This is a genomic window from Pseudomonas sp. NPDC077186, assembly GCF_044543505.1.
Classification (GTDB): domain Bacteria; phylum Pseudomonadota; class Gammaproteobacteria; order Pseudomonadales; family Pseudomonadaceae; genus Aquipseudomonas.
Window position 1 is genome coordinate 1,288,628 of sequence record NZ_JBITWE010000001.1, and the last position, 23,773, is coordinate 1,312,400.

20 protein-coding genes are annotated in these 23,773 nt (G+C 67.8%); 10 read left to right on the top strand and 10 right to left on the bottom strand.

Translation table 11 applies throughout. From position 1 onward, the window contains the following. Positions 1–22: 22 nt before the first annotated feature. Positions 23–925 (bottom strand): GIDE domain-containing protein, encoded by a 903-nt coding sequence (locus ACIGKL_RS06115; protein ID WP_397485798.1) that lies wholly within the window; start codon positions 923–925, stop codon positions 23–25. A 4-nt stretch (positions 926–929) separates the two neighbouring features. Continuing rightward, complete coding sequence (locus ACIGKL_RS06120) at positions 930–1,502, bottom strand: LemA family protein (protein WP_397485799.1); 573 nt, start codon at positions 1,500–1,502, stop codon at positions 930–932. 189 nt (positions 1,503–1,691) lie between these two features. Between ACIGKL_RS06120 and ACIGKL_RS06125 the strand changes: the two genes are divergently transcribed. The 8 genes from ACIGKL_RS06125 to ACIGKL_RS06160 all read left to right on the top strand — a co-directional run bounded on the left by ACIGKL_RS06125 (position 1,692) and on the right by ACIGKL_RS06160 (position 13,689). After that, positions 1,692–3,029, top strand: coding sequence for an imelysin family protein (locus ACIGKL_RS06125; RefSeq protein ID WP_397485800.1), 1,338 nt, complete (start codon positions 1,692–1,694; stop codon positions 3,027–3,029). A 303-nt stretch (positions 3,030–3,332) separates the two neighbouring features. Next, a complete protein-coding gene (locus tag ACIGKL_RS06130) occupies positions 3,333–4,745 on the top strand; it encodes a di-heme oxidoredictase family protein (RefSeq protein ID WP_397485802.1) in 1,413 nt (470 codons plus the stop codon). Positions 4,746–4,755: 10 nt separating this feature from the next. Further along, positions 4,756–5,817, top strand: a complete 1,062-nt coding sequence (locus ACIGKL_RS06135; RefSeq protein ID WP_397485803.1) for an imelysin family protein — start codon at positions 4,756–4,758, stop codon at positions 5,815–5,817. Position 5,818: 1 nt separating this feature from the next. Next, positions 5,819–6,922 carry a DUF1513 domain-containing protein gene (locus tag ACIGKL_RS06140; protein WP_397485804.1) on the top strand — a complete coding sequence of 368 codons (1,104 nt, stop codon included), beginning with the start codon at positions 5,819–5,821 and terminating at the stop codon, positions 6,920–6,922. Positions 6,923–7,247: 325 nt separating this feature from the next. After that, on the top strand, positions 7,248–8,870 hold the full coding sequence (locus tag ACIGKL_RS06145; protein ID WP_397485805.1) for a methyl-accepting chemotaxis protein: 1,623 nt from the start codon (positions 7,248–7,250) through the stop codon (positions 8,868–8,870). 141 nt (positions 8,871–9,011) lie between these two features. Then, positions 9,012–10,145, top strand: a complete 1,134-nt coding sequence (locus tag ACIGKL_RS06150; RefSeq protein ID WP_397485806.1) for an efflux RND transporter periplasmic adaptor subunit — start codon at positions 9,012–9,014, stop codon at positions 10,143–10,145. 101 nt (positions 10,146–10,246) lie between these two features. Next, positions 10,247–13,294, top strand: coding sequence for a multidrug efflux RND transporter permease subunit (locus tag ACIGKL_RS06155; protein ID WP_397485807.1), 3,048 nt, complete (start codon positions 10,247–10,249; stop codon positions 13,292–13,294). A gap of 167 nt (positions 13,295–13,461) precedes the next feature. Next, positions 13,462–13,689 carry a hypothetical protein gene (locus tag ACIGKL_RS06160; protein WP_074675630.1) on the top strand — a complete coding sequence of 76 codons (228 nt, stop codon included), beginning with the start codon at positions 13,462–13,464 and terminating at the stop codon, positions 13,687–13,689. Between the two features lie 114 nt (positions 13,690–13,803). Here ACIGKL_RS06160 and ACIGKL_RS06165 read toward each other — a convergent pair whose 3' ends face one another. From ACIGKL_RS06165 to ACIGKL_RS06195, 7 genes are all read right to left on the bottom strand, one after another. After that, positions 13,804–14,433: an FKBP-type peptidyl-prolyl cis-trans isomerase gene (locus ACIGKL_RS06165; protein WP_397485808.1), complete on the bottom strand. Its 630-nt coding sequence runs from the start codon at positions 14,431–14,433 to the stop codon at positions 13,804–13,806. Positions 14,434–14,495: 62 nt separating this feature from the next. Beyond that, on the bottom strand, positions 14,496–14,642 hold the full coding sequence (locus ACIGKL_RS06170; protein WP_397485809.1) for a DUF2256 domain-containing protein: 147 nt from the start codon (positions 14,640–14,642) through the stop codon (positions 14,496–14,498). After that, complete coding sequence (locus ACIGKL_RS06175; RefSeq protein ID WP_397486258.1) at positions 14,639–16,177, bottom strand: cryptochrome/photolyase family protein; 1,539 nt, start codon at positions 16,175–16,177, stop codon at positions 14,639–14,641. The genes ACIGKL_RS06170 and ACIGKL_RS06175 overlap by 4 nt, the downstream gene beginning before the upstream one ends. Then, on the bottom strand, positions 16,171–16,476 hold the full coding sequence (locus tag ACIGKL_RS06180) for a DUF6482 family protein (protein WP_397485810.1): 306 nt from the start codon (positions 16,474–16,476) through the stop codon (positions 16,171–16,173). The genes ACIGKL_RS06175 and ACIGKL_RS06180 overlap by 7 nt, the downstream gene beginning before the upstream one ends. 141 nt (positions 16,477–16,617) lie before the next feature. Next, complete coding sequence (locus ACIGKL_RS06185) at positions 16,618–17,112, bottom strand: TIGR00645 family protein (protein ID WP_021443600.1); 495 nt, start codon at positions 17,110–17,112, stop codon at positions 16,618–16,620. A gap of 204 nt (positions 17,113–17,316) precedes the next feature. Next, positions 17,317–17,646 (bottom strand): hypothetical protein, encoded by a 330-nt coding sequence (locus ACIGKL_RS06190; RefSeq protein WP_397485811.1) that lies wholly within the window; start codon positions 17,644–17,646, stop codon positions 17,317–17,319. Between the two features lie 165 nt (positions 17,647–17,811). Beyond that, positions 17,812–20,301 (bottom strand): Lon protease family protein, encoded by a 2,490-nt coding sequence (locus ACIGKL_RS06195; RefSeq protein WP_397485812.1) that lies wholly within the window; start codon positions 20,299–20,301, stop codon positions 17,812–17,814. A 147-nt stretch (positions 20,302–20,448) separates the two neighbouring features. Between ACIGKL_RS06195 and ACIGKL_RS06200 the strand changes: the two genes are divergently transcribed. After that, a complete protein-coding gene (locus ACIGKL_RS06200) occupies positions 20,449–21,429 on the top strand; it encodes a magnesium transporter (protein WP_397485813.1) in 981 nt (326 codons plus the stop codon). On the opposite strand, the gene ACIGKL_RS06205 is transcribed toward ACIGKL_RS06200, so the two are convergent. After that, positions 21,426–21,752, bottom strand: a complete 327-nt coding sequence (locus tag ACIGKL_RS06205) for a TraR/DksA family transcriptional regulator (protein ID WP_397485814.1) — start codon at positions 21,750–21,752, stop codon at positions 21,426–21,428. The two genes, ACIGKL_RS06200 and ACIGKL_RS06205, sit on opposite strands and share 4 nt — an antisense overlap. 138 nt (positions 21,753–21,890) lie before the next feature. Here ACIGKL_RS06205 and ACIGKL_RS06210 point away from each other — a divergent pair, with 138 nt between their 5' ends. Further along, positions 21,891–23,726 carry a DUF4105 domain-containing protein gene (locus ACIGKL_RS06210; RefSeq protein ID WP_397485815.1) on the top strand — a complete coding sequence of 612 codons (1,836 nt, stop codon included), beginning with the start codon at positions 21,891–21,893 and terminating at the stop codon, positions 23,724–23,726. Positions 23,727–23,773: the final 47 nt, after the last annotated feature.

The following is a 23,773-nucleotide window of genomic DNA, read 5'->3' on the forward strand; positions in this document are numbered from 1 at the left end:
GCGTTTTCCACCACGCCCCGCGTCAGAAATTGCGCACACCCAACAGCCAGGCGCTGGCCAGGGCACCTACCAGGCACAGCAGCGCGCCGGCCGCGGCCTGCCAGTAGAAACCGCGGGCCAACTCGTCTTCGCCGGCATTGGCAAGGATAAAGGGGCGCGCCTCGCCCGGCTTGGCCATCTTGTGCCGCGCGGGCTCGGCGCTGCTGCGCCGGTGCCGCTGCTCCGCCTCCAGCTGCGCGGCCAGGCGCACGCGGCCCCACTCGCGCTCGTCCAGCTCGCCGTTGCCGTCGCCGTCGAAACGCCGTAGCAGCCCGGCGTAGTCGCCCTTCCACTCGCGGATCACCTGGCCCTGCGCGCCGTGCAGGTCGAGGCCCTGCTGGCCGCCGCCGCTGGTGCGGAAATCGCCGATGGCATAGAGCGGCTGGCCGACGTGAAAACGCTCCTCGCAGTAGCGGTAACGCCTGCCGCTGCTGAGAAAGCCCAGCAACCCGGTCTTCGCCGGCCCCAGCGGATGACGCAGGCTGCCCTGCCAGACCTCGCGCACCAGCGGGCGCACCTCGGCGCCGCGCGGGTCGATCAGGCATTCGCCGGTACCGTCGACCAGGCGCAGCCAGGCATCGCTGCTACCGCTCTCGATCACCCGCCAGCTGCGCTTCTTGCCGCTGGATTTGTATTCCTCGATGCGAAAGCGCCACCACAGGCAGGGCTTACCGGTCAGCGGGCCGCGCACGCTGGCCTCGGGCAGTTCCTCCAGCACGCCGTAGAGCTCGACATAGCCCTGCGCCGCCGAGCGGATCTTCGAGGTCGGCGTATCCAGCAGGTGACGCGCCTGCGACCAGCGCCGCAGACACCACCAGCCACCGCCCAGGCAGGCGCCCAGGCTGAACCCCAGGGCGATCAGCAGACCGCCGATATCGCCTTCCATTGCCTTAGCCGAACAGCGATTTGAGGTCGACGTCGGCCTTCTCCGCTTCGCTGAACACCAGCAGTTCGGCGGACTGGAACGCGAACAGGCGGGCCAGGATCACATCGGGAAACTGCTCGATGCGCACGTTGTTGAGGTTGACCGCTTCGTTATACAGCTCACGACGGTCGGCGATGCCGTTCTCCAGGCCGCTGATGCGCTGCTGCAGGTGCTGGAAGCTGTCGTTGGCCTTGAGTTCCGGGTAGTTCTCGGCCAGTGCGAAGAGCTGGCCGAGGCCGGCGCGCAGGCCGCTTTCGGCCTTGCCCAGGGCGCCGACGTCGTGCTGTTCGCGGGCGCTGGCCACGGCGCTGCGCGCGGCGATCACCCGCTCCAGGGTGGCGCCCTCGTACTGCATGTACTGCTTGCAGGTCTCCACCAGCTTGGGCAGCTCGTCGTGGCGCTGCTTGAGCAGCACGTCGATGTTCGACCAGGCCTTGCTCACCCCATGCTTGAGGCGCACCAGGCCGTTGTACAGCGACACCGCGTAGGCGCCGAGCAGGACGAGGACGACGATCAGGATCACGGCGGTCAGGCTCATGCAGTTTTCTCCATGCAGAACTGCGAATCGGTGTCGGCATTCTAGCGGCAGCGGCGCCCGGCGGCAGCGATATCCCGCACGGCGACGCATAATGGCCTTTACACATAATGCGAAACATTTGCATTATGTTGCGGTTTTCCAGGTACCCCTGCGTACCATCCACATTCCGCACATGCAAAGGACCCCGCCATGATTCGTATGCCCCTGGCTTCCGCCAGCCTGCTGGCCATCGCCATTTCCCTCGCCGGTTGCGGCGACGACCAAGCGCCCGCCAGCCAAGCGGCGGCCCCGGCTGCCAGCAGCGAGAGCGCCGCTCCGGTCGCCGCTACCAAGGTCGACGAGGCGGCGGCCAAGGCCGTGGTCAAGCACTACGCGGATCTGGCCCTGGCCGTGTTCAGCGACGCCGCCAGCACCGGCAAAGCCCTGCAGAGCGCCGTCGACGCCCTGCTGGCCAACCCCAGCGAAGCCACGCTGAACGCCGCCAAGCAGGCCTGGCTGGCCGCGCGCGTACCCTATATGCAGACCGAGGTGTTCCGCTTCGGCAACGCCGTGGTCGACGACTGGGAAGGCCAGCTCAACGCCTGGCCGCTGGACGAAGGCCTGATCGACTACGTCGCCGCCGACTACCAGCACGCCCTGGGCAACCCCGGCGCGCAGGCCAATATCGTCGCCAACAGCGAGCTCCAGGTCGGCGAAGACAAGATCGACGCGAGCGAGATCAACGCCGAGTTGCTGGCCAGCCTGAACGAGCTGGGTGGCTCCGAGGCCAACGTCGCCACCGGCTACCACGCCATCGAGTTCCTGCTCTGGGGCCAGGACCTCAACGGCACCAACCCCGGCGCCGGCGCACGTCCCTACACCGACTACCTGGTCGGCGAAGGCGCCACCGGCGGCAACGGCGAGCGCCGTCGCGCCTACCTGAAGGCCGCCACCGAGCTGCTGGTCAGCGACCTGGACAGCATGGTCGAGCAGTGGCAAGACGGCGTCGAAGGCAACTACCGCAGCGAGCTGCTGGCCGACTCGGCCGAGAATGGCCTGCGCAAGATGCTGTTCGGCATGGGCAGCCTGTCCCTCGGCGAGCTGGCCGGCGAGCGCATGAAGGTCGCCCTGGAAGCGGGCTCCACCGAAGACGAGCACGACTGCTTCAGCGACAACACCCACAACTCGCACTTCTACAACGGCAAGGGCATCCGCAACGTCTACCTCGGCGAGTACCGCAAGGTCGACGGCAGCACCCTGAGCGGCCCGAGCCTGGCCGAACTGGTGGCCAAGATCGACGCCCAGGCCGACGCCACCCTCAAGGCCGATCTGCAGGCCAGCGAGGCCAAGCTGCAGGCCCTGGTCGACAGCGCCGAGAAGAACGACCAGCACTTCGACCAGCTGATCGCCGCCGATAACGCCGAGGGCCAGCAACTGGTGCGCGACGCCATCGCCGCCCTGGTCAAGCAGACCGGCGCCATCGAACAGGCCGCCGCCAAGCTGGGCATCGGCGACCTCAACCCGGACACCGCCGATCACGAGTTCTAAAAAAGCGGCCGCTTCGCGGCCTTCCGATAACCCTCTCCCGCTTGCGGGAGAGGGTGCCGAAGGGCGGGAGAGGGCAAACGGCCGCCCCTGCCGATCCCCCTCTCCCAAACAGACCGTAGCCCGGATGCAATCCGGGGATAGCCGGGCCAGGATTTCCCGGATTGCATCCGGGCTACGCTCCGTCAACCCATCCCCTCCCCCACCGCCTCGGCCAAGCTGTAAAGACAACGCAAATCCATCTTATTTAAGCTCCGTTAGCCTGCTAAGCTTAGCCCCCTCCCGTTTCACGCTCCGGACTCTTCGATGCTGTCGTTCCCGCGCCCTTTGCTGCCCCTGCTGGCCCTCGCCCTGGCCGCCTGCGATCAGCAACCGCGCTTCACCGCCGCCGAACCCGGCGAGGCGCTCTCGGCCGGCGCCGCCAGCGTGCGCCAGTACGACCACAATGCCTTCTCCATGCCCGCGGCCAACCTGGCGCCCAGTCGCCGTCTGGACTTCGCCGTCGGCAACAGTTTCTTCCGCAACCCCTGGGTCGTGGCGCCGGCCACCACCACCGCTCGCGATGGTCTCGGCCCGCTGTTCAACACCAACGCCTGCCAGAACTGCCATATCAAGGACGGTCGCGGCCATCCCCCGGCCGCCGGTGCCACCAGCGCCGCCTCGCTGCTGGTACGCCTGTCGCTGCCCCACGATGCGGCGCAGGCCGAGCTGATCGAGCGTCTTGGGGTGATTCCCGAGCCGACCTATGGCAGCCAGCTGCAGGACATGGCCAACCCCGGCGTGGCGCCCGAAGGCAAGGTACGCCTGAGCTACACCAGCGTGCCGGTGACCTTCGCCGACGGCACCCTAGTGGAGCTGCGCCAGCCCGAGCTGCAGATCAGCCAGCTCGGCTATGGCGCCCTGCACCCGGACACCCGTTTCTCCGCGCGCGTGGCACCGCCGATGATCGGCCTGGGCCTGCTCGAAGCCATCGCCGAGGCGGATATCCTGGCCAATGCCGACCCCGAGGATGCGGACGGCGACGGCATCTCCGGCCGCCCCAACCGGGTCTGGGATCGCCAGCTGCAGCGCAGCGTGCTCGGCCGCTTCGGCTGGAAAGCCGGCCAGCCGAACCTGAATCAGCAGAATGCCGAGGCCTTCGCGGGCGACATGGGCCTGACCAGCGCGCTGGTCGCCCAGGACAACTGCAGCGCCGTGCAGGCCGACTGCCTCGCCGCGCCCCACGGCGGCGAGCCGGAGGTCAGCGACAACATTCTCGCCAGCGTGCTGTTCTACAGCCGCAACCTCGGCGTGCCGGCGCGCCGCGACGTCGATTCGCCCGCCGTGCTCGCGGGCAAGAACCTGTTCCACCAGGCCGGCTGCCAGCAGTGCCACACGCCGAGCTTCACCACCGCGGCCGATGCCGCCGAGCCTGAATTGGCCAGCCAGACGATCCGTCCCTATACCGACCTGCTGCTGCACGACATGGGCGAGGGCCTGGCCGATGGCCGCGAGGAGTTTCTCGCCAGCGGCCGCGAATGGCGCACCCCGCCGCTGTGGGGGATCGGCCTGACCCAGACGGTCAATGGCCACAGCCAATTCCTCCACGACGGCCGCGCGCGCAACCTGCTGGAAGCCATCCTCTGGCACGGCGGCGAGGCCGAGGCGGCCAAGCAGCAGGTGCTCAGCTTCGACGCCGAGCAGCGCGCCGCGCTGCTCGCCTTTCTCAATTCCCTATAAGGAGCCCGAGATGCTGCACAAGAGCCTGATCGCTTCTCTGCTCGGCCTGGCCCTGGTTGGCTGCGGCCAGCAGGAGCCCAATGCCAAGGTCGCCGCGGCGCTGGCCGACGGTGTGCTGCTGCCGGCCTACAACAGCTGGCAGGAGGCCGACCGCCAACTGGCCGCCAGCGCCGCCGCCTTCTGCGCCGGCGATGCCGACCTGCCGGGCGCGCGCCAGGCCTTCCTCGGCGCGCAGAGCGCCTGGGCCGGCCTGCAACCGCTGCTGGTCGGACCGCTGGCCGAAGGCAACCGCGCCTGGCAGATCCAGTTCTGGCCGGACAAGAAGAACCTGGTGCAGCGCCAGGTCGAGACCCTGCTCAAGAACAAGCCGCAACTGAGCCAGGCCGACGTGGAAAGCGCCAGCGTGGTGGTGCAGGGCCTGAGTGCCTACGAATACCTGCTGTTCGACCCCGGCCTCGACCTCGGCCAGGCCGAACAGAAGGCCCGCTACTGTCCGCTGCTGCAGGCCATCGGCAACCACCAGCAGGCGCTGGCCGGCGAGATTCTCGGCGAGTGGCAGGCCGAACAGGGCATGGCCGCGCAGCTGAAGAAATTCCCCAACGAACGTTATGCCGACGCCAACGAGGCCATTGCCGAGCTGCTACGCGTGCAGGTCGGTGCCCTCGACGGCCTGAAGAAGAAGCTCGGCGCGCCCATGGGCCGGCAGAGCAAGGGCATCCCCCAGCCCTACCAGGCCGAAGCCTGGCGCAGCGCCGCCAGCCTGGCCAACCTCGGCGCCGCACTGGCCACGGCCGAACAGCTGTGGCACGGCAGCAACAAGGACGGCCTGCAGTCGCTGCTCGGCAGCGACCAGGCCGAGCTGGTCGGCCGCATCGACGCCGCCTATCAGGACACCCGCCAGCGTCTGGCGGCGCTGGAGCAGCCGCTGGGCGAGCTGCTCGCCGACGAAGCCGGCCGCACCAGCCTGAACGAGCTGTACGACAGCCTCGGTCGCCTGCACCGCCTGCAGGAAGGCGAGCTGGCCAAGGCCCTCGGCGTGCAGATCGGCTTCAACGCCCACGACGGGGACTGACATGCAACGCAGAACCCTGCTCGGCCTGGGCGCCCTGCTCGGCGTCGGCGCCGCGACCGGCGCCTTCGCCGGCTGGACCCTGTTCGGCCCGAATGGCCAGCCGCTGCTGCTGTCTGCCCGCGACGACGGCGACGGCCGCCACTACGCCGTCGGCTACCGCCTGGACGGCGAGCGTGCCTTCGCCACCCAGGTCAGCGAGCGCTGCCACGACGTGGTGCCGCACCCCAGCCTGCCGCTGGCGCTGTTCGTCGGCCGCCGGCCGAGCACCGCCAGCTACCTGATCGACACCCGCGACGGTCGCCTGCTGCAGACCCTGACCACGCCGGCCGGCCGTCACTTCAACGGCCACGCGGTGTTCCACCAGGGCGGCGACTGGCTGTACACCACCGAGAACGACACCACCGAGCCCGGCCGCGGCGTACTCGGGGTCTACCGCCTGATCGGCAACCGACTTGAACGCAATGGCGAGCACCCGACTCACGGCGTCGGCCCGCACCAACTGCTGTGGATGCCCGACGGCGAAACCCTGGTGGTGGCCAACGGCGGCATCCGCACCGAAGCCGAAAGCCGGGTGGAGATGAACCTCGACGCCATGGACGCCAGCCTGGTGCTGATGCGCCGCGACGGCAGCCTGGTCAGCCGCGAACGCCTGGCCGATCGGCAGAACAGCGTGCGCCACCTGGCGGTGGCCAGCGACGGCACCGTGGTCAGCGGCCAGCAATATATGGGCGATAGTCAGGATGCGGCGCCGCTGCTGGCGATCAAACGCCCCGGCCAGGCCTTCCAGCCCTTCCCCCTGGGCGAGGCGCAGCGCCTGGCGATGCACCAGTACAGCGCCAGCGTGGCGATCCACAGCGAGCTGCGCCTGCTGGCGCTGACCGCCCCGCGCGGCAACCGCTTCTTCATCTGGGACCTGGACAGCGCCGCGCTGCGCCTGGACGTGCCGCTGGCCGACTGCGCCGGGGTCGGCGCGCTGGCCGAGGGCTTCGTGGTCAGCTCCGGCCAGGGCCGCTGCCGCCTGTACGACTGCCGCGGCGAGCGCATCAATGCCCAGGCGCTGGAATTGCCGGCCGGGCTGTGGGACAACCACCTGCGCCTGGCCTGACGCCCTGGGGTCGACCCGGGACGCGGGCGTACCGCGTCCCGGATGGCATCCGGGCCATCCGCGCCAGCGGTTGGGGCACCGCGAGCCCCGCAAGGCGAAACGCCTCCCCCGCCTCCGCGCGAGCAACGGCAAACAGACGCGCAACTGTCATCTAAACGTCATCAAGACGTCATAACCTGCAAAGGGCCGCGACTGCGTGGCCGACCTATACTTCAGCCACCTGCTCCCGGCGGCGGAGCAGCTGAGCGATAGGGAAATCGACACCACCGCCACGCGCTTGCTTCCGGCTGGCTTCCCAACGTTCGACCTCCGAGGCATGACTCCCATGCTGCAAAAATCCCTGCGTGCACAGATTCTCGCTCTGCTCGGCGGCAGCCTGGCGCTGATCCTGATCACCGCGCTGGCCTGCTTCAATTTCCTCTCCGGCGGCATCCAGTCCTACCGCGGCCTGCTCGATGGCCCGCTGGAGGCCTCGCGGCTGATCGACGCGGCCAACGTCGAGTTCAAGATCCAGGTGCAGGAATGGAAGAACGTGCTGCTACGCGGCCAGGACAGCGCCAACCTCGAGCGCTACTGGAGCCAGTTCGAGGCGCAGGAGCGCAAGGTACAGGACACCCTCGGCCAGCTGATCCAGGTCGCCGCCGCCGAGCCGGCGCTGAAGGCCCAGGTCGAACGCCTGCGCAGCGAACACCAGAGCCTCGGCGCCAACTACCGCAAGGGCCGCGACGCCTTCGTCGCCGCCGGCGCCGACGCCAAGGCCGGCGATGCCGCGGTCAAGGGCATCGACCGCGCCGCCAGCGAGCAGATGAGCGCGCTGGTCGACCAACTGCGCCAGCGCAGCCTGAGCCAGGCCGAACAGATCAACGCCAGCGCCGAGCGCACCATCCTCAGCGGCACCCTGCTGATGCTGGCCGCCGCGCTGGTGATCGGGGTGTTCAGCCTGTGGCTGGTCAATCGCCACCTGATCATCCCCATCCGCCACCTGATCACCCACGTCGATCAGCTCAGCCACGGCCAGTTCGGCCAGCGCGTGGAGACCTCGCGCGCCGACGAGCTGGGCATGCTGGCGATAGCCGCCAACACCCTGCGCGACTTTCTCGCCAGCACCACCGAGAGCCTGCACCGGAGCAGCGGCAATCTCGACAACGCCAGCGGCGAGCTGAACGCCATCGCCTCGCGCATGACCGAGGGGGTCAACGAGCAGTTCGAGCGCACCGACCAGGTCGCCACCGCCATGCACCAGATGTCCGCCACCGCCCAGGAGGTGGCGCGGCATGCCGCCGAGGCGGCGCACGCGGCGGACGACGCCGACGATTCGGCGCGCCAGGGCGGCCAGGTGATGCAGTCGACCATCGCCACCATCACCGACATGCGCGGCGAGATCGCCAACACCGCCGAGGTGATCCGCCGCCTGGAGGCCGACAGCGGGCGCATCGGCAAGGTGCTGGAGGTGATCCGCGGCATCGCCGAGCAGACCAACCTGCTGGCGCTCAATGCCGCCATCGAGGCGGCGCGCGCCGGCGAACAGGGCCGCGGCTTCGCCGTGGTCGCCGACGAAGTGCGCACCCTGGCCCAACGCACCGCCGAATCCACCGCCGAGATCAACCAGATCATCGATACCGTGCAGACCGGCGCGCTGAACGCCGTGCGCGCCATCGAGAGCGGCCAGCAGCGCAGCGACCAGGGCGTCACCCAGGTCACCGAGGCCGGCGCCATGCTGCAGCGCATCACCGGCGCGGTGGAGGCGATCCGCGACATGAACCGGCAGATCGCCACCGCCGCCGAGGAACAGACTTCGGTGGCCGAGGACATCTCGCGCAACCTCACCGAACTGACCGCCATCGCCAGCGCCAACCAGGAGAACGTCGAGCGCACCCAGGCCGCCAGCCACAACCTGCGCAACCTGTCCGGGCAACTGGGCGAGGTGACCCGCCGCCTGGGCTCCTGAAACCTCTCCAACTGCGGCACAGGGAAGTGCCAGCACCCTGCAATCACCCGTCCCACAGGGTTTTGACAGCGCCCGGCTCTGGCACTAAGGTGCCTCTCTTGCCTATTCCCAGGCCCTACCTGCTTGCCAAGGAAACGGAATATGTTGCTCCGTCGCATGCTCATCATGCTCGGCGCGGTACTCGTCGTGGTGCTCGCCCTCGCCGCCTACAAAGGCCTCTCCATCTACCAGCAGATCCAGATGTTCTCGGCAGCGCCGCCGGCCATCAGGGTGTCCGCCAGCCGTGCCGAAGAGCAGCCCTGGCAGGGTCGCCTGCCGGCCATCGGCACGCTCAAGGCCTATCAGGGCGTGGATCTGTCGGCCGAGGTGGACGGCATCGTCAGCGCAGTGCTGTTCGAGTCCGGGCAGAAGGTCGCCCTCGGCCAGCCGCTGATCCAGCTCGACAGCGAAGTGGAACGCGCCAACCTGGCCACCGCCGAGGCGGTGCGCAGCCTGGCGCGGGTCGAATTCGAGCGCGGCCGCAGCCTGGTCAGCCGGCAAAACATCTCCAAGAGCGAGTTCGACCGCCTCAACGCCGAGCTGCTCAAGGCCGAGGCGACGGTCGCCCAGCTCAAGGCGCAGCTGGACAAGAAGCGCGTGCTCGCGCCCTTCGCCGGCACCATCGGCATCCGCCAGGTGGACACCGGCGACTACCTCTCGCCCGGCGCCGCCATCGCCACCCTGCAGGACCTGTCGCGCCTGCACGTCGACTTCTTCCTGCCCGAACAGCGCGCGCCGCTGCTGCAGGTCGGCCAGCGCGTGCTGGTCGGCGTGGCCGCCTACCCGGGCGAGACCTTCGAGGGCCGGATCGCCGCGCTCAACCCCAAGGTGGAGAACGAGACCCGCAACCTGCAGGTGCGCGCCACCCTGAGCAACCCGCAGGAGAAGCTGCTGCCGGGCATGTTCGCCAACCTCGAGGTGCTGCTGCCGGATGATCAGCCGCAGATCCTGGTGCCGGAAACCGCCATCACCTACACCCTCTACGGCAACTCGGTGTATGTGGTGCAGGAACAGCAGGACGAGGACGGCCAACCGGTCAAGGATGCCGAGGGCAAGACGCAGCTGACGGTCGAGCGGCGCTTCGTCGAGACCGGCGAGCGCCGCGCCGGCCAGGTGGTGATTCTCAAGGGCCTGCAAGCCGGCGAGCAGGTGGTGACAGCCGGCCAGCTCAAGCTGGATAACGGCGTCCATGTCGAGCTGGTCGAAGATCCGGCGCTGCAACTAGACGCGAACTGACCCGTCAACACGCGTAGGAGCCAGCTTGCTGGCGATCTGTCCCAACCCGGATCTCGCCGGCATGCCGGCTCCTACCGATGACAACAGCCAAGGAAATCCTTATGGCTTTTACCGATCCTTTTATCCGCCGTCCGGTGCTGGCCACAGTGGTCAGCCTGCTGATCGTGCTGCTCGGCTTCCAGGCCTTCGGCAAGCTGAGCATCCGCCAGTACCCGCAGATGGAGAACGCCCTGATCACGGTGACCACCGCCTACCCCGGGGCCAACGCCGAGACCATCCAGGGCTATATCACCCAGCCGCTGCAGCAGAGCCTGGCCAGCGCCGAAGGCATCGACTACATGACCTCGTCGAGCCAGCAGAATCTGTCCACCATCTCCATCTACGCGCGCATCGGCGCCGACACCGACCGCCTGTTCACCGAACTGCTGGCCAAGGCCAACGAGGTGAAGAACCAGCTGCCGCAGGACGCCGAGGATCCGGTGCTGTCCAAGGAAGCGGCCGACGCCTCGGCGCTGATGTACGTCAGCTTCTACAGCGACGAGCTGTCCAACCCGCAGATCACCGACTACCTCTCCAGGGTGATCCAGCCCAAGCTGGCCACCCTGCCCGGCATGGCCGAGGCGCAGATCCTCGGCAACCAGGTGTTCGCCATGCGCCTGTGGCTGGACCCGGTGAAGATGGCCGCCTACGGCGTCAGCGCCGGCGACCTCAACGAGGCGGTGCGCAAGTACAACTTCCTCTCCGCCGCCGGCGAGGTGAAGGGCCAGTACGTGGTCACCAGCATCAACGCCAGCACCGACCTGAAGTCGGCCGAGGCCTTCGGTGCCATCCCGGTGAAGACGCTCGGCGACAGCCGCGTGCTGGTGCGCGATATCGCCCGGGTGGAAATGGGCGCGGAGAACTATGACTCGATCAGCTCGTTCGACGGCATCCCCTCGGTGTACATCGCCATCAAGGGCACGCCGAGCGCCAACCCGCTGGAGGTGATCAAGGAGGTGCGCGGCATCCTCCCCGAGCTGGAGGCGCAGCTGCCGCCGAACCTCGAGGTGGCTATCGCCTACGACGCCACCCTGTTCATCCAGGCGTCCATCGACGAGGTGGTCAAGACCCTGTTCGAGGCGGTGCTGATCGTCATAGTCGTGGTGTTCCTGTTCCTCGGCGCGCTGCGTTCGGTGCTGATCCCGGTGATCACCATCCCGCTGTCGATGATCGGCGTGCTGTTCTTCATGCAGCTGATGGGCTACTCGATCAACCTGCTGACCCTGCTGGCCATGGTGCTGGCCATCGGCCTGGTGGTGGACGACGCCATAGTCGTCGTAGAGAACATCCACCGCCATATCGAGGAGGGCAAGACGCCGTTCGATGCGGCCATCGAGGGTGCGCGCGAGATCGCCGTGCCGGTAGTGTCGATGACCATCACCCTGGCCGCGGTGTACGCCCCCATCGGCTTCCTCGAGGGCCTGACCGGCGCGCTGTTCAAGGAGTTCGCCCTGACCCTGGCCGGCGCGGTGATCATCTCCGGCATAGTCGCCCTGACCCTGTCGCCGATGATGTGCGCCAAGCTGCTGCGCCACGACGAGAACCCCTCGGGCCTGGCCCATCGCCTGGATCTGATCTTCGACCGCCTCAAGCAGCGTTATCAGAAGATGCTCCACGGCACCCTCGACACCCGCCCGGTGGTGGTGGTGTTCGGCCTGATCGTCATGGCGCTGATCCCGCTGCTGCTCAGCTTTACCGAGAGCGAACTGGCGCCGGAGGAGGATCAGGGCATCGTGTTCCTCTTCGCCAACGCGCCGCAGCCGACCAACCTCGACTACGTCAACGCCTACACCGATCAGTTCGTGGAGATCTTCAAGACCTTTCCCGAGTACTACTCCTCGTTCCAGATCAACGGCTTCGACGGCGTGCAGTCGGGCATCGGCGGCTTTCTGCTGACGCCCTGGAACGAGCGCGAGCGCACGCAGATGGAGATCCTTCCGGAGGTGCAGGCGCGGCTCGACCACATCCCCGGGCTGCAGATCTTCGGCTTCAACCTGCCGTCGCTGCCGGGCACCGGCGAGGGCCTGCCGTTCCAGTTCGTGATCAACACGCCGAACGACTACGAGTCGCTGCTGCAGGTGACCGAGCGGATCAAGGCGCGCGCGCTGGAGTCGGGCAAGTTCGCCTTCCTCAATATCGACCTGGCCTTCGACAAGCCGGAAGTGGTGGTCGACATCGACCGCGAGAAAGCCGCGCAGATGGGCGTGTCCATGGAAGACCTGGGCGCCACCCTGGCCAGCCTGCTCGGCGAGGGCGAGATCAACCGCTTCACCATCGACGGGCGCAGCTACAAGGTGATCGCCCAGGTTGAGCGGGCCTACCGCGACAACCCGGGCTGGCTGGACAGCTACCACGTGCGCAGCGAAAGCGGCGCCATGGTGCCGCTGGGCACCCTGATCAGCCTCAGCGACCGCGCCCGGCCGACCAAGCTCAAGCAGTTCCAGCAACTCAACTCGGCGATCATCGAAGGCGTGCCCATCGTCAGCCAGGGCGAGGCGATCGACGCCATCACCGCCATCGCCCGCGAGGAGGCGCCGCGCGGCTACAGCTTCGATTATGCCGGTGCCTCGCGGCAGTACATCCAGGAAGGCAGCGCGCTGTTCGTCACCTTCGCCCTGGCCCTGGCGATCATCTTCCTGGTGCTGGCCGCGCAGTTCGAGAGCTTCCGCGACCCGCTGGTGATCCTGGTCACCGTGCCGCTGTCGATCTGCGGCGCGCTGGTGCCGATCTTCCTCGGCTTCTCGACCATGAACATCTACACCCAGGTCGGCCTGGTGACGCTGATCGGTCTGATCAGCAAGCACGGCATCCTCATCGTCGAGTTCGCCAACCAGCTGCGGCATGAGAAGGGCCTGCCGCTGCGCGAGGCCATCGAGGAAGCGGCGGCGATCCGCCTGCGCCCGGTGCTGATGACCACCGCGGCGATGGTGTTCGGCATGGTGCCGCTGATCCTCGCCAGCGGCGCCGGCGCGGTGAGCCGCTTCGACATCGGCCTGGTGATCGCCACCGGGATGAGCGTCGGCACCCTGTTCACCCTGTTCGTCCTGCCCTGCGTCTACAGCCTGCTGGCCAAGCCGGATACCGAGCCGCAGGCCTTACCCGCACACTGAGCAGTGCCGCCGCAGGGTGCGCCGTGCGCACCGACTCTTCAGGCTATCGAAAGTGGTGCGCACAGCGCACCCTACGATGGGCAAACGACAAAAGGTCGCAATTAACCCTTGCTATTTACGTAATAGGAATTATTCTCGATTGCGTAAAGACGGCCAAGGAGACTGCCATGACCTACCTGATCGATGCCTGGCTGGACCGCCCGCATCCCTACCTGCGCATCCTCAACCGCGAAACCGGGGAAGTCTGCGCCATGCTCGAAGAAGAGGCGCTGGACGAGTTGCGTGACCAGGGCGACCTCGACCTGCACGAACTCAGCTCCAGCGAGCCCATAGTGCTCAAGGAGCTGGTGCGCAGCCTGTTCCTCTACTGTTATGCGCGAGCGTTGCGGCCCTGAGTCAAAACCGCCATTCGGTGCGCACGGCGCACCCTACGAAACGGGGCGCCCTTTTGATCGGGCGCCCCGTTTTCGTTAGGTAGGGTGCGCTGTGCGCACCGATACCGCGATGCCTTACAGGATATCGAGCAGCTCGACATCGAACACCAGCACGCTGTGCGGCGGGATGCTGCCGACGCCCTGGGCGCCGTAGGCCAGCTCGCTCGGCACGTGCAGGCGCCACTTGCTGCCGGTGCCCATCAGTTGCAGCGCCTCGACCCAGCCCGGGATCACCCCGCCGACCGGGAATTCCGCCGGCTGGCCGCGCTCGTAGGAGCTGTCGAACACGGTGCCGTCGATCAGGGTGCCGTGGTAATGGGTACGCACCTGGTCCTCGGCCGACGGCTTGGCGCCCTCGCCCGCCACCAGCACTTCGTACTGCAGACCGGAGGCCAGCACGGTGACGCCCTCGCGCTTGGCGTTCTCGGCCAGGTAGGCGCGGCCTTCGCCGGCAGCGGCTTCGGCCTTGGCGGCAGCTTCGGCCTGCATGATTTCGCGGATGACCTTGAAGCTGGCGCCCAGCTCGGCCTCGGAGACGCGGCTGGCTTGGCCGCCGAACGCGTCGGTCAGGCCGGCGAGGATGGCCGTCAGGTCGACGCCGGGCGGCGGGTTGTCGCGCAGTTGACCGCCGAGCTGGCGGCCGATGCCGTAGCTGACGCGGCCCTCGTCGGAGGACAGATCGGGGCTGAAGGTGAATTCGGACATGAAAGGCTCCGCTTGGGGCTGCAAAAAGGCCGGCCAGACTAGCACAGAAGCGCGGCCCGTCGTCACGCGCCCATGCTGGTGGAACGGCGGCGTCGGCAGCGCTCGGAGCAGTAACGCACCTGGTCCCAACAGCGCGCCCATTTCTTGCGCCAGGTAAACGGCAGCCCGCAGACCGCGCAGCTTTTCACCGGCAACTGGCGCTTGTTCACAGCATCTGCCCGGAATCCAGGCGGGCCAGCAGGCGTTCGCCCCAGTCCCACAGCGCCTGCTGCCTGGCTTCGTCCATGCGCGCCAGGTTGCGATAGACCATGCCCAGGCGCGGGTTGCGCTCCAGCCGCTCGCGGTGGCGCATAAGGAAGTGCCAGTACAGCGCGTTGAACGGGCAGGCCGACTCGCCGCTGCTCTCGCTCACCTTGTAGGCGCAGCCGCCGCAGTAGTCGGACATGCGCTTGATGTACTGGCCGCTGGCGCAGTAGGGCTTGGAGCCGAGGTAGCCGCCGTCGGCGTGCATCACCATGCCCAGGGTGTTGGGCAGCTCGACCCAGTCGAAGGCATCCATGTACACCGCCAGGTACCAGTCGCAGATCGCCTTGGGCGCGATGCCGGCGAGCAGGGCGAAGTTGCCGGTGACCATCAGCCGCTGGATATGGTGGGCGTAGGCGTGCTCCAGGGTCTGGCCGATGGCCTGGCGCAGGCAGTTCATGCGGGTGTTGCCGGTCCAGTAGAACGCCGGCAGCGCGCGCCTGTTGCCGAAGGCGTTGCCCTCAGCGTAGTCGGGCATCTGCAGCCAGTAGATGCCGCGCACGTACTCGCGCCAGCCGATCAGTTGGCGGATAAAGCCCTCCGCCGCATTCAGCGGCACGCGCCCGGCCCAATAGGCGGCTTCGACGTCGGCGCACAGGCGGCGCAGGTCGAGCAGGCCGATGTTCAGCGCGGCGCTGATGCGCGCGTGAAAGAGAAAGGGCTCGCCGCTGGCCATGGCGTCCTGGTAGTCGCCGAAATCCGCCAGACCATGGGCGAGGAAATGCGCCCAGAGCCGCTCGGCCTCGGCGTGGGTCACCGGGTAATCGAAGGCTGCCAGGCTGCCGTAGTGGTGCGAGAAGCGCGCGGCCACCAGCGCCAGCACCTCATGGGTGATCGCGTCGGGAGCGCTGCGCAGCGGCGGCGGCGGGCGCACGCCGCGCGGCAGGGCCTTGCGGTTGTCGGCGTCGAAGTTCCAGGCGCCGCCCAGCGGCGTGCCGTCGCCGTTCATCAGCAGGCCGCTGCGGCGGCGCATCTCGCGGTAGAAGTACTCCATGCGCAGCTGCTTGCGCCCGCCGGCCCAGGCGGCGAACGCCTCGCGGCTGCAGAGAAAACGCTGGTCGACATGCCAGTGAATCGGCAGGCCGCAGTGGCGCAGGGCCTGCTCCAGGCGCCAGTCGCCGCATTCGGTGAGGTGGATTTCCTGGGCGCCGAGCTGCTCGGCCCAGCGCAGCAGTTCGCCGGGCAGCGAGCCGCTGTTGTCGGCATCGTCCAGGTGCACGTACTGCACGCGCAGGCCGCGCTCGCGCAGCGCCGCGGCGAAGTGGCGCATGGTGCTGAAGATCAGGGCGATCTTCTGCGGATGGTGCGGTACATGGCCGGCCTCCTCCGCGACCTCGGCGAGCAGCACGACGTCCTGCGCCGGATCGAGCCCCTGCAGGCTGGCCAGGTCGAAACTGAGCTGGTCGCCGAGCACCAGCGCCAGGCGGCGCGCCGTCACCAGCTGGAACGCAGGGAAATCGGCACCTTCAGGCAGTCCTGGCTGCCGGCCGGCATGCCGCACATCTCGTCGTGCACCACCGCGTGCACCAGGTTGAACGGCACCTTCGGCAGCTCATGCAGCAGGTCGCGGGCATGCTCCACCGAGCGCAGGTGCAGGGTGGCGCCCTGGCTGTCGCTGAGCGGGTGGGCGCGGCCGTCCATCTGCGCTTCGAGCAGGTAGATGCCGCCCTCCATGGAGATCAGGTTGAGCTCGTCGATGTGCCCGGCGTGGGCGTGGCTGGACAGGTCGTGCAGGTTCATGGGGCTCTCCTCGCGCAGGCAAAGCTATACAAAAATCACTTCAAATACAATTTTTGTACAAGAAGATAAAAGCACAAGGCAGAAAGCAAACCGCCCGTCCGTTTTGCAACGGCCGGGCGGCGCTGGAGCTCCGGGGACGGCTCAGCCGTCGTACTTGGTCAGCTTGTCCAGATAGCCCATGGCGAAGGCCGAGCCGACGAAGGTCAGGTGGATGATCACGTACCACTTGAGGTATTCGAGGTCGTAGTTCTTGGCGTCCATGAACACCTTGAGCAGGTGGATCGAGGAAATAGCCACGATCGAGGCGGCCACCTTCATCTTCAGCGAGCCGGAGTCCATCTTGCCCAGCCAGCTGAGCTTCTCGGTGCCTTCGCGAATGTCCAGGCGCGAGACGAAGTTCTCGTAGCCGGACAGCATCACCATCACCAGCAGGCCGCCGACCAGGGCCATGTCGATCAGCGACAACAGCTTGAGGATCACGTCGGCTTCGGCGAGGGTGAAGATCTGCGGCAGGATGTGGTACAGCTCCTGGAAGAACTTGATCGACAGCGCCAGCACCGCCAGCGACAGGCCGAAGTAGATCGGGGCCAGCAGCCAGCGCGAGGCGTACATGGCGTTTTCGATGAGGCGTTCCATAGGGACTCACTGCAGGGTCAAAACTGGCCGCGAGTATACCCAGCCGCCCGCGCCAGACAAAGCGCGCGACGGCCTCGGCAGTTATCCACGCTTTCTGTGGATAAAGCTGTGGGCGATGGCGCCTTGCAGGGCGCGACGGGGCATGGCCAGGGGCCTGGCAGGCGCTGTACAAAAGCCGCGCAGATATGACCCTCAGGTTTCCGGCTAGAACTGATAACGCCCGGTGGGTCGACAGCGCTCGCCGTTGAGGCGCCGCAGTTCGGCCTGCAAGTGCAGGCGCCAGATGGGCGGTTCGAGGCATTCGGCATAGCCCTGCTGGGCCAGGCTCTCGGCGATCGACGCGAGCACCCCTTCGGCGACGAAAGGCCCGTAGAACGGGCCCTGTGCCTTGATCGCCGAGGGTTGCGCGCCGGACATGCCGGCGGCGCAGAGCAGCGTCCAAAGTCCGTTTTCCCCGGCCAGCGGCCGGATCACGCATTCGATACGGGTGACCAGGCCCAGGCATTGGCGGGTAAGGCAGAGGCTACGCGGCATGGCGGCGACCCTCGCGGAATCCAGGCTTCAGCCTACACCCCGAGCGGCCGCACTGTGAAGGCCAAAGTTATCCCCGCATTCTGTGGATAACTCTGTGCATGACGGCTGAACAACGGTGCCGGCACGGCTGTCCCGGGCGATCCGGGACAATCGTGCAAGATTTGTTCAGCCCGCCGCGCCCTCGCCTTCGCCCTTCTTGCGTCGTGGCGCCTTGGCCGGCTTGGCGGCGACAGGCTCGGCTTCGGCCTTGGCCTTGGCCGCCTCGGCGTGCTTGCCGTCTTCCTCCAGGTCGATCTCGGCGATTTCGCGCAGGCGCTCGACCACCCGCGCATTGACGCTGCCCTTGGGGAAACGGCCCTGCTCGTCCGGATGGCCGGCCGCCTCGCCGACCAGCAGGCTCAGCGCCTCGTCGACGTGGCGCACGGCGTAGACGTTGAACTGGCCGGCGCGCACCGCCTGCAGCACACGGTCGTCGAGCATCAGGTTGCTGACGTTGGAATGCGGGATGATCACCCCCTGCTCGCCGGTCAGGCCGCGCGCCTCGCACAGGCGGAAGAAGCCTTCGATCTTTTCGTTGACCCCGCCGACCGCCTGCACCTCGCCGAACTGGTTGATCGAGCCGGTGATGGCGAAGCACTGCTTGAGCGGCGTGCGCGACAGCGCCGAGATCAGCGTGCAGACCTCGCCGAGCGAGGCGCTGTCGCCGTCGACGTAGCCGTAGGACTGCTCCAGGGCGATGCTCGCGGAGATCTCCAGGGGGAACTCCTGGGCGTAGCGGCTGCCGAGGAAGCCAGTGAGGATCATCACCCCCTTGGAGTGGATCGGCTGGCCCAGGCTGACCTCGCGCTCGATGTCGACGATGCCGCTGCCGCCGGGATAGACGGTAGCGGAGATGCGCGCCGGCACGCCGAAGGCCGAGTCGCCCACTTCCAGCACGGTCAGGCCGTTGCACTTGCCGACCGCGGCGCCGCAGGTGTCGATCAGGATGATGCCGGCCAGCATGTCGTCGATGATCCGCGCGGAAACACGCCCGGTGCGGGTGGCCTTGGCCTTCAGTGCGCGCTCGATATGGCCGACGTCGGTGAGCGTCTCGCCGGCCAGGTGGCGGATGAAGTCGGCCTCGCTGACCAGCTGGAACAGGTCGCCGATGCGCGCCGACAGACGGCCCTGGTGCTCGGCCAGGCGCGCGCTGTAGGTGGCCAGGCGCGCCACCGCCGCGCCGGTCAAAGGCGCCATGCCCTCCTCCGAGGTGCGCGTCTTCATCAGCTGGGCGAACTGCTCCAGGCTGTCCTCGGCCAGGGGAATGTCCTCGTCGAAGTCGACCAGCACGCGGAACATCTCCTGGAAGTCCGGGTCGTGGTCCTGCAGCGCGTAGTAGAGCTGGCGCGAGCCGATGATGATGACTTTCAGCTGCAGCGCGATGACCTGCGGATTGAGGGTCACGGTGGCGATGCGGCCGAGGTCGCCCAGCGGCGACTCCATCTTCAGCTGGCGCGAATGCAGGGCGCGCTTGAGCGCCTCCCAGACGAAGGGCTCGCCCAGCAGCTTCTCCGCCTCCACCACCAGGTAGCCGCCGTTGGCGCGGTGCAGCGCGCCGGGGCGCAGCTGGCGGTAGCTGGTGTACAGCGCGCCCTGGTCGGAGCTGTATTCGATGCGGCCGAACAGGTTGTCGTAGGTCGGGTGCGACTCGAACACCACCGGCGCACCGCCGTTGGCGTGGTGACCGACCACCAGGCTCGGGCAGTACTGCTCCTCGAGCAGCTTGCGCAGCTGCGGGTCGGCCTTGTCGACGTCGACCAGCTGCTCGACCGCGGTCTTCAGCAGATTGACCTGCATCGCCTGCAGGTAAGCGCAGACCCCGGCGTTCTCCGCGTATTTCTCCGACAGCGGCGCCAGCAGCGGCTGTAGGGCGACGGTGATGGTCTCCTCGTTGAGCTGGCGCAGCAGGTTGCTCGACTCGCGTTTCCACTGCGGCAGGCTGGCCAGCTCCTCGTTGAGGCGCTCCTCGAGCAGGGCGATGTCGGCATGGAAGCGCTCGCGCTCGGCTTCCGGCAGCTGGGCGAACTCGGCCTCGTCCAGTGCCTTGCCGTCGGCCATCGGGGTGAAGGCGATATTGCTGCTGTCGCGGTACAGGGCCACGCCCTTCTCCAACGACAGCTTCTCGATCACGTCCAGCGCCTGGTCGTAGCGCTTGTTGAAGGAGCGGTCGATGGCGCTCTTCTTCTGCTGGTAGGTGGGCGTCTCGAACACCGCCGGGAAGGTGGCCAGCAGGTTGTCGATCAACTGGTTGATGTCGGCGATGAAATCGCCGGCGGTGCCGGCCGGCAGTTCCAGCGCGCGCGGCTCGCGCGGCTCGTCGAAATGGTTGACGTAGACCCGGTCGGCCGGGGTCTCCATGCGCTTGGCCTCGGCCTTGAGGTAGCGCTGGACGAAGGAGAAGCGTCCGGTACCCGGCTCGCCCATGACGAACACGTTGTAGCCGGGGCGCGGCATGGCCACGCCGAACTGCAGGGCCTCCACCGCGCGAGCCTGACCGAGCACGCCACGGAAGGGCTCGAGGTCGTCGGTGCTGGTGAAGTTGAACTGCTCGGGGGCGAAGGGACGGGTCAGGGACTCGGGGGCAAGGCGCAAAGCATCGAGGCTACGCTTGGACATTGGCGATCCTTATAGCGGGCGGAAATCTCCGCAACATGGGAGTGATTCTGGGCCTGCTGCGCGATCACGATCAAGGCTTGATTCAGCTCAGGCGAAAATTCGCCCGAGCCGCTAACCTGCCAGCAATCCAGCATTCGGTGCTCTTGCATGCCCAGCGTCAGCCACTTGCATCTACCCGTTCTGCATGTCGCCCGGCGCGACTACGCGGCCCTCAACCACCAGCTCAGCGTGCGCCAGGCGCTGGACAACATCCGCGAACAGGGCCTGGGCGAGCGCATCATCTACTTCTACGTGGTCGACGACGCCCAGCGCCTGATCGGCGTGCTGCCCAGCCGGCGCCTGCTCACCGCGCCGCTGGACGCGCGCCTGGTCGACCTGATGGATCGCGACGTGATCTCGCTGCCGGAACAGGCGAGCATCCTCCAGGCCTGCCAGCTGCTGATCCAGCGGCGCTTCCTCGCCCTGCCGGTGGTCGACGCGCAAGGCCGCCTCAGCGGCCTGGTGGATATCGCCCTGCTCAACGAGGACAGCTACGACCTGCGCCAGCGCGACCAGGCCGACGCCCTGTTCGAGACCCTGGGCTTTCACGTCGCCCAGGTCAGCAATGCCTCGCCCTGGTGGGCCTTTCGCCTGCGCGTGCCCTGGCTGCTGGCGACCATCGCCAGCGGCACCCTGTGCGCGCTGCTCGCCAGCCTGTACGAACTGACCCTGGCCAAGAGCCTGGTGCTGGCGTTCTTCCTCACCCTGGTGCTGGGCCTGGGCGAGAGCGTCAGCATGCAGTCGATGTCGGTGACCATCCAGGCGCTACGCAGCGTGCGCCCGAACCCTGTCTGGTACCTGCGCAGCCTGCGCCACGAACTGCCCACCGCCGTGTTGCTGGGGGTCACCTGCGGCAGCCTGGTGGCGCTGATCGTCTGGCTCTGGCGCGGCGAGGCCTGGACCGGCGCGATCATCGGCGCCAGCATCCTGCTGTCGCTGTGCGCCGCCTGCCTGCTCGGTCTCAGCGTGCCGGCGGCGTTGCACGCGCTCAAGCTCGACCCGAAAATCGCCGCCGGACCGCTGACCCTGGCGATCACCGACCTGTGCACCCTGCTGTTCTACTTCAGCCTGGCGGCCTGGCTGCTCTAACGCTGCGGGCGATCGGCGCAGCGCAGGCAGAACTCCGCGGCGGGCAGCGCCTTGAGCCGCCCGGCCTCGATCGGCTCACCACAACGCTGGCACTCGCCGTAGCGGCCCTCGGCCAGGCGCTGCTTGGCCAGGCCGACCTGGCGCAAGGCGGCCTCGGCCTCGGCCAGCAGCGCCTCGAGCACCTCGTCGTTCTGCCGTTGCTGCGCCTGCTCGGCGAAATCCGCCGAATGGCTGCGCCCCAGGTCGCGGCGAATGGCGTTGGCGCGGGCGCCGTATTCGGCCAGCAGGGCGTCGAGCACGGCGGCGGTGTCGTGGGCGGTCATGATGCAACTCCTCGAGGCTATGACTTAAGTGTGGCCGCTGCCGGCCAAGTTGCACGGCAACCGCGCAAGCGCCGCCTTGACACCCGCCACGCGCCTGGCCAAAGCTCGGCCATCGCCACTATTAGAAGAACAGCGACCTTGAAACGGACATTCGCCGCCCTCGCACTGTATTCCGTCACCACCCTGGCCGCCGCCTCGCCGGAGCAACTCGCCGCCGATCCCTACTGGATCGCCCTCGGCCACTACGAGACCGGCAAGCTCGGCGGCTGGCGCAGCTACGTCGACGACCAGGCCTTCTTCCTCGCCGAGGCTGGCGCCAGCGATCCGGCCGCGGAGCTGGCCGCCACGCTCGCGGCCCTGTACCAGCCGGCCGAACTGGGCGACCGCCACCCGCAGTGCGTCTACCCGGCGCGCACCCGCTGGCTGAAGGAGCGCCTGGCGCTGCACGACCTGCCCAGCCCGGACTGCGCCGAGTACCGCGCCTGGTTCGCCGACGTCAATCCGCACAGCACCGTGCTGGTGTTCCCCGCCGCCTATCTGAACAGCCCCTCGTCGATGTTCGGCCACACCCTGCTGCGCATCGACCAGGCCGACGTCGACAGCCACAACACCGCCCTGCTCAGCTACGCGCTGAACTTCGGCGCCTTTATCGAGGGCGACGACAACAGCATCCTCTACGCCTGGCGCGGACTGATGGGCGGCTATCCCGGGCTGTTCGCCCTGGTGCCCTACCGCGAGAAACTCAGCGAGTACAGCCGCCTGGAGAACCGCGACCTGTGGGAATACCGCCTCAACCTCAGCCCCGAGGAGACAGGGCGCATGGTCGAGCACGTGTGGGAACTCAAGCAGGTGCGCTTCGACTACTTCTTCTTCGACGAAAACTGCTCCTACCGCCTGCTCGAACTGCTGGAGATCGCCCGCCCCGGCATCGAGCTGACCGAGCACTTCCCGATCACCGCCATCCCCACCGACACCGTGCGCGCGGTGAAGGACGCCGGACTGATCGAACGCATCGACTACCGCCCCTCGCGCGAGCGCGAACTGCTGGGTCGCGCCGAGCCGCTGGACGCCGAGGAAAAGCACTGGGTGCTGAGCCTGGCCGGCGACTCCGCGCAGCTCGGAGCGGCACCGTTCCAGAGCCTGCCGAGCGAGCGCCGCGCGCTGATCCAGGACGCCGCCTTCCGCCTGGTGCGCTACCGCGCCAGCGGCGAGGCGCGCACGGACGAGACCGCCGAGCGCAGTTTCCAGCTGCTCGGTGCGGTCAACCGCAACCCGCCGCCACCGCTGGCGCTGCAACGCCCGCTACTGCCCGAGGAGGGCCACCAGTCGCGCACCTGGCAGCTGGCCGGCGGCAGCCGCGAGAACCGCGCCTTCGCCGAATACGGCCTGCGCATGGCCTACCACGACCTCAACGACAACCTCGACGGCTTCCCCCTAGGCGCGCAGATCGAGATCGCCCAGCTCAAGCTGCGCCAGTACGAGGGCAACCACTGGCAAGTGCAGCGCCTGGACCTGGCCAACATCCGCTCGCTGACGCCGCGCGACGCCTTGCTCCAGCCCTGGTCCTGGCAGGTCGGCGGCGGCCTGGAGCGGGTACTCGGCGCAGACGGCGACAGCCCGCTGGTGGCGCATATCGGCGGCGGCGGCGGCGCCACCTGGCAACTCGGCGCAGATACCCTGGGCTTCGCCCTGGCCACCGCGCGCCTGGAGCACAACCGCGACTTCGCCGCCTTCGTCGCCCCGGCGCTGGGTTTCAACACCGGTCTGCTGTGGCGCAACGCGCTGGGCAACCTGACGCTGGAGGCGGCCGGCGACTACTTCCACAACGGCGAGGTGCGCCGTCGCCTGTCGCTCAATCAGCAATGGGAGGTGCGCACCGACCTCGGCCTGCGCCTGAGCGCCCAGCGCGAGTTCAGCCAGCTCGCCGCGCCGGTCAACGAGGTCAAGCTGGAGCTGCGCTGGTATCACTATTGAGCGCCGGCAGGCGCACAATAGAGCGGTCATACCAGGCAGGAACCCAG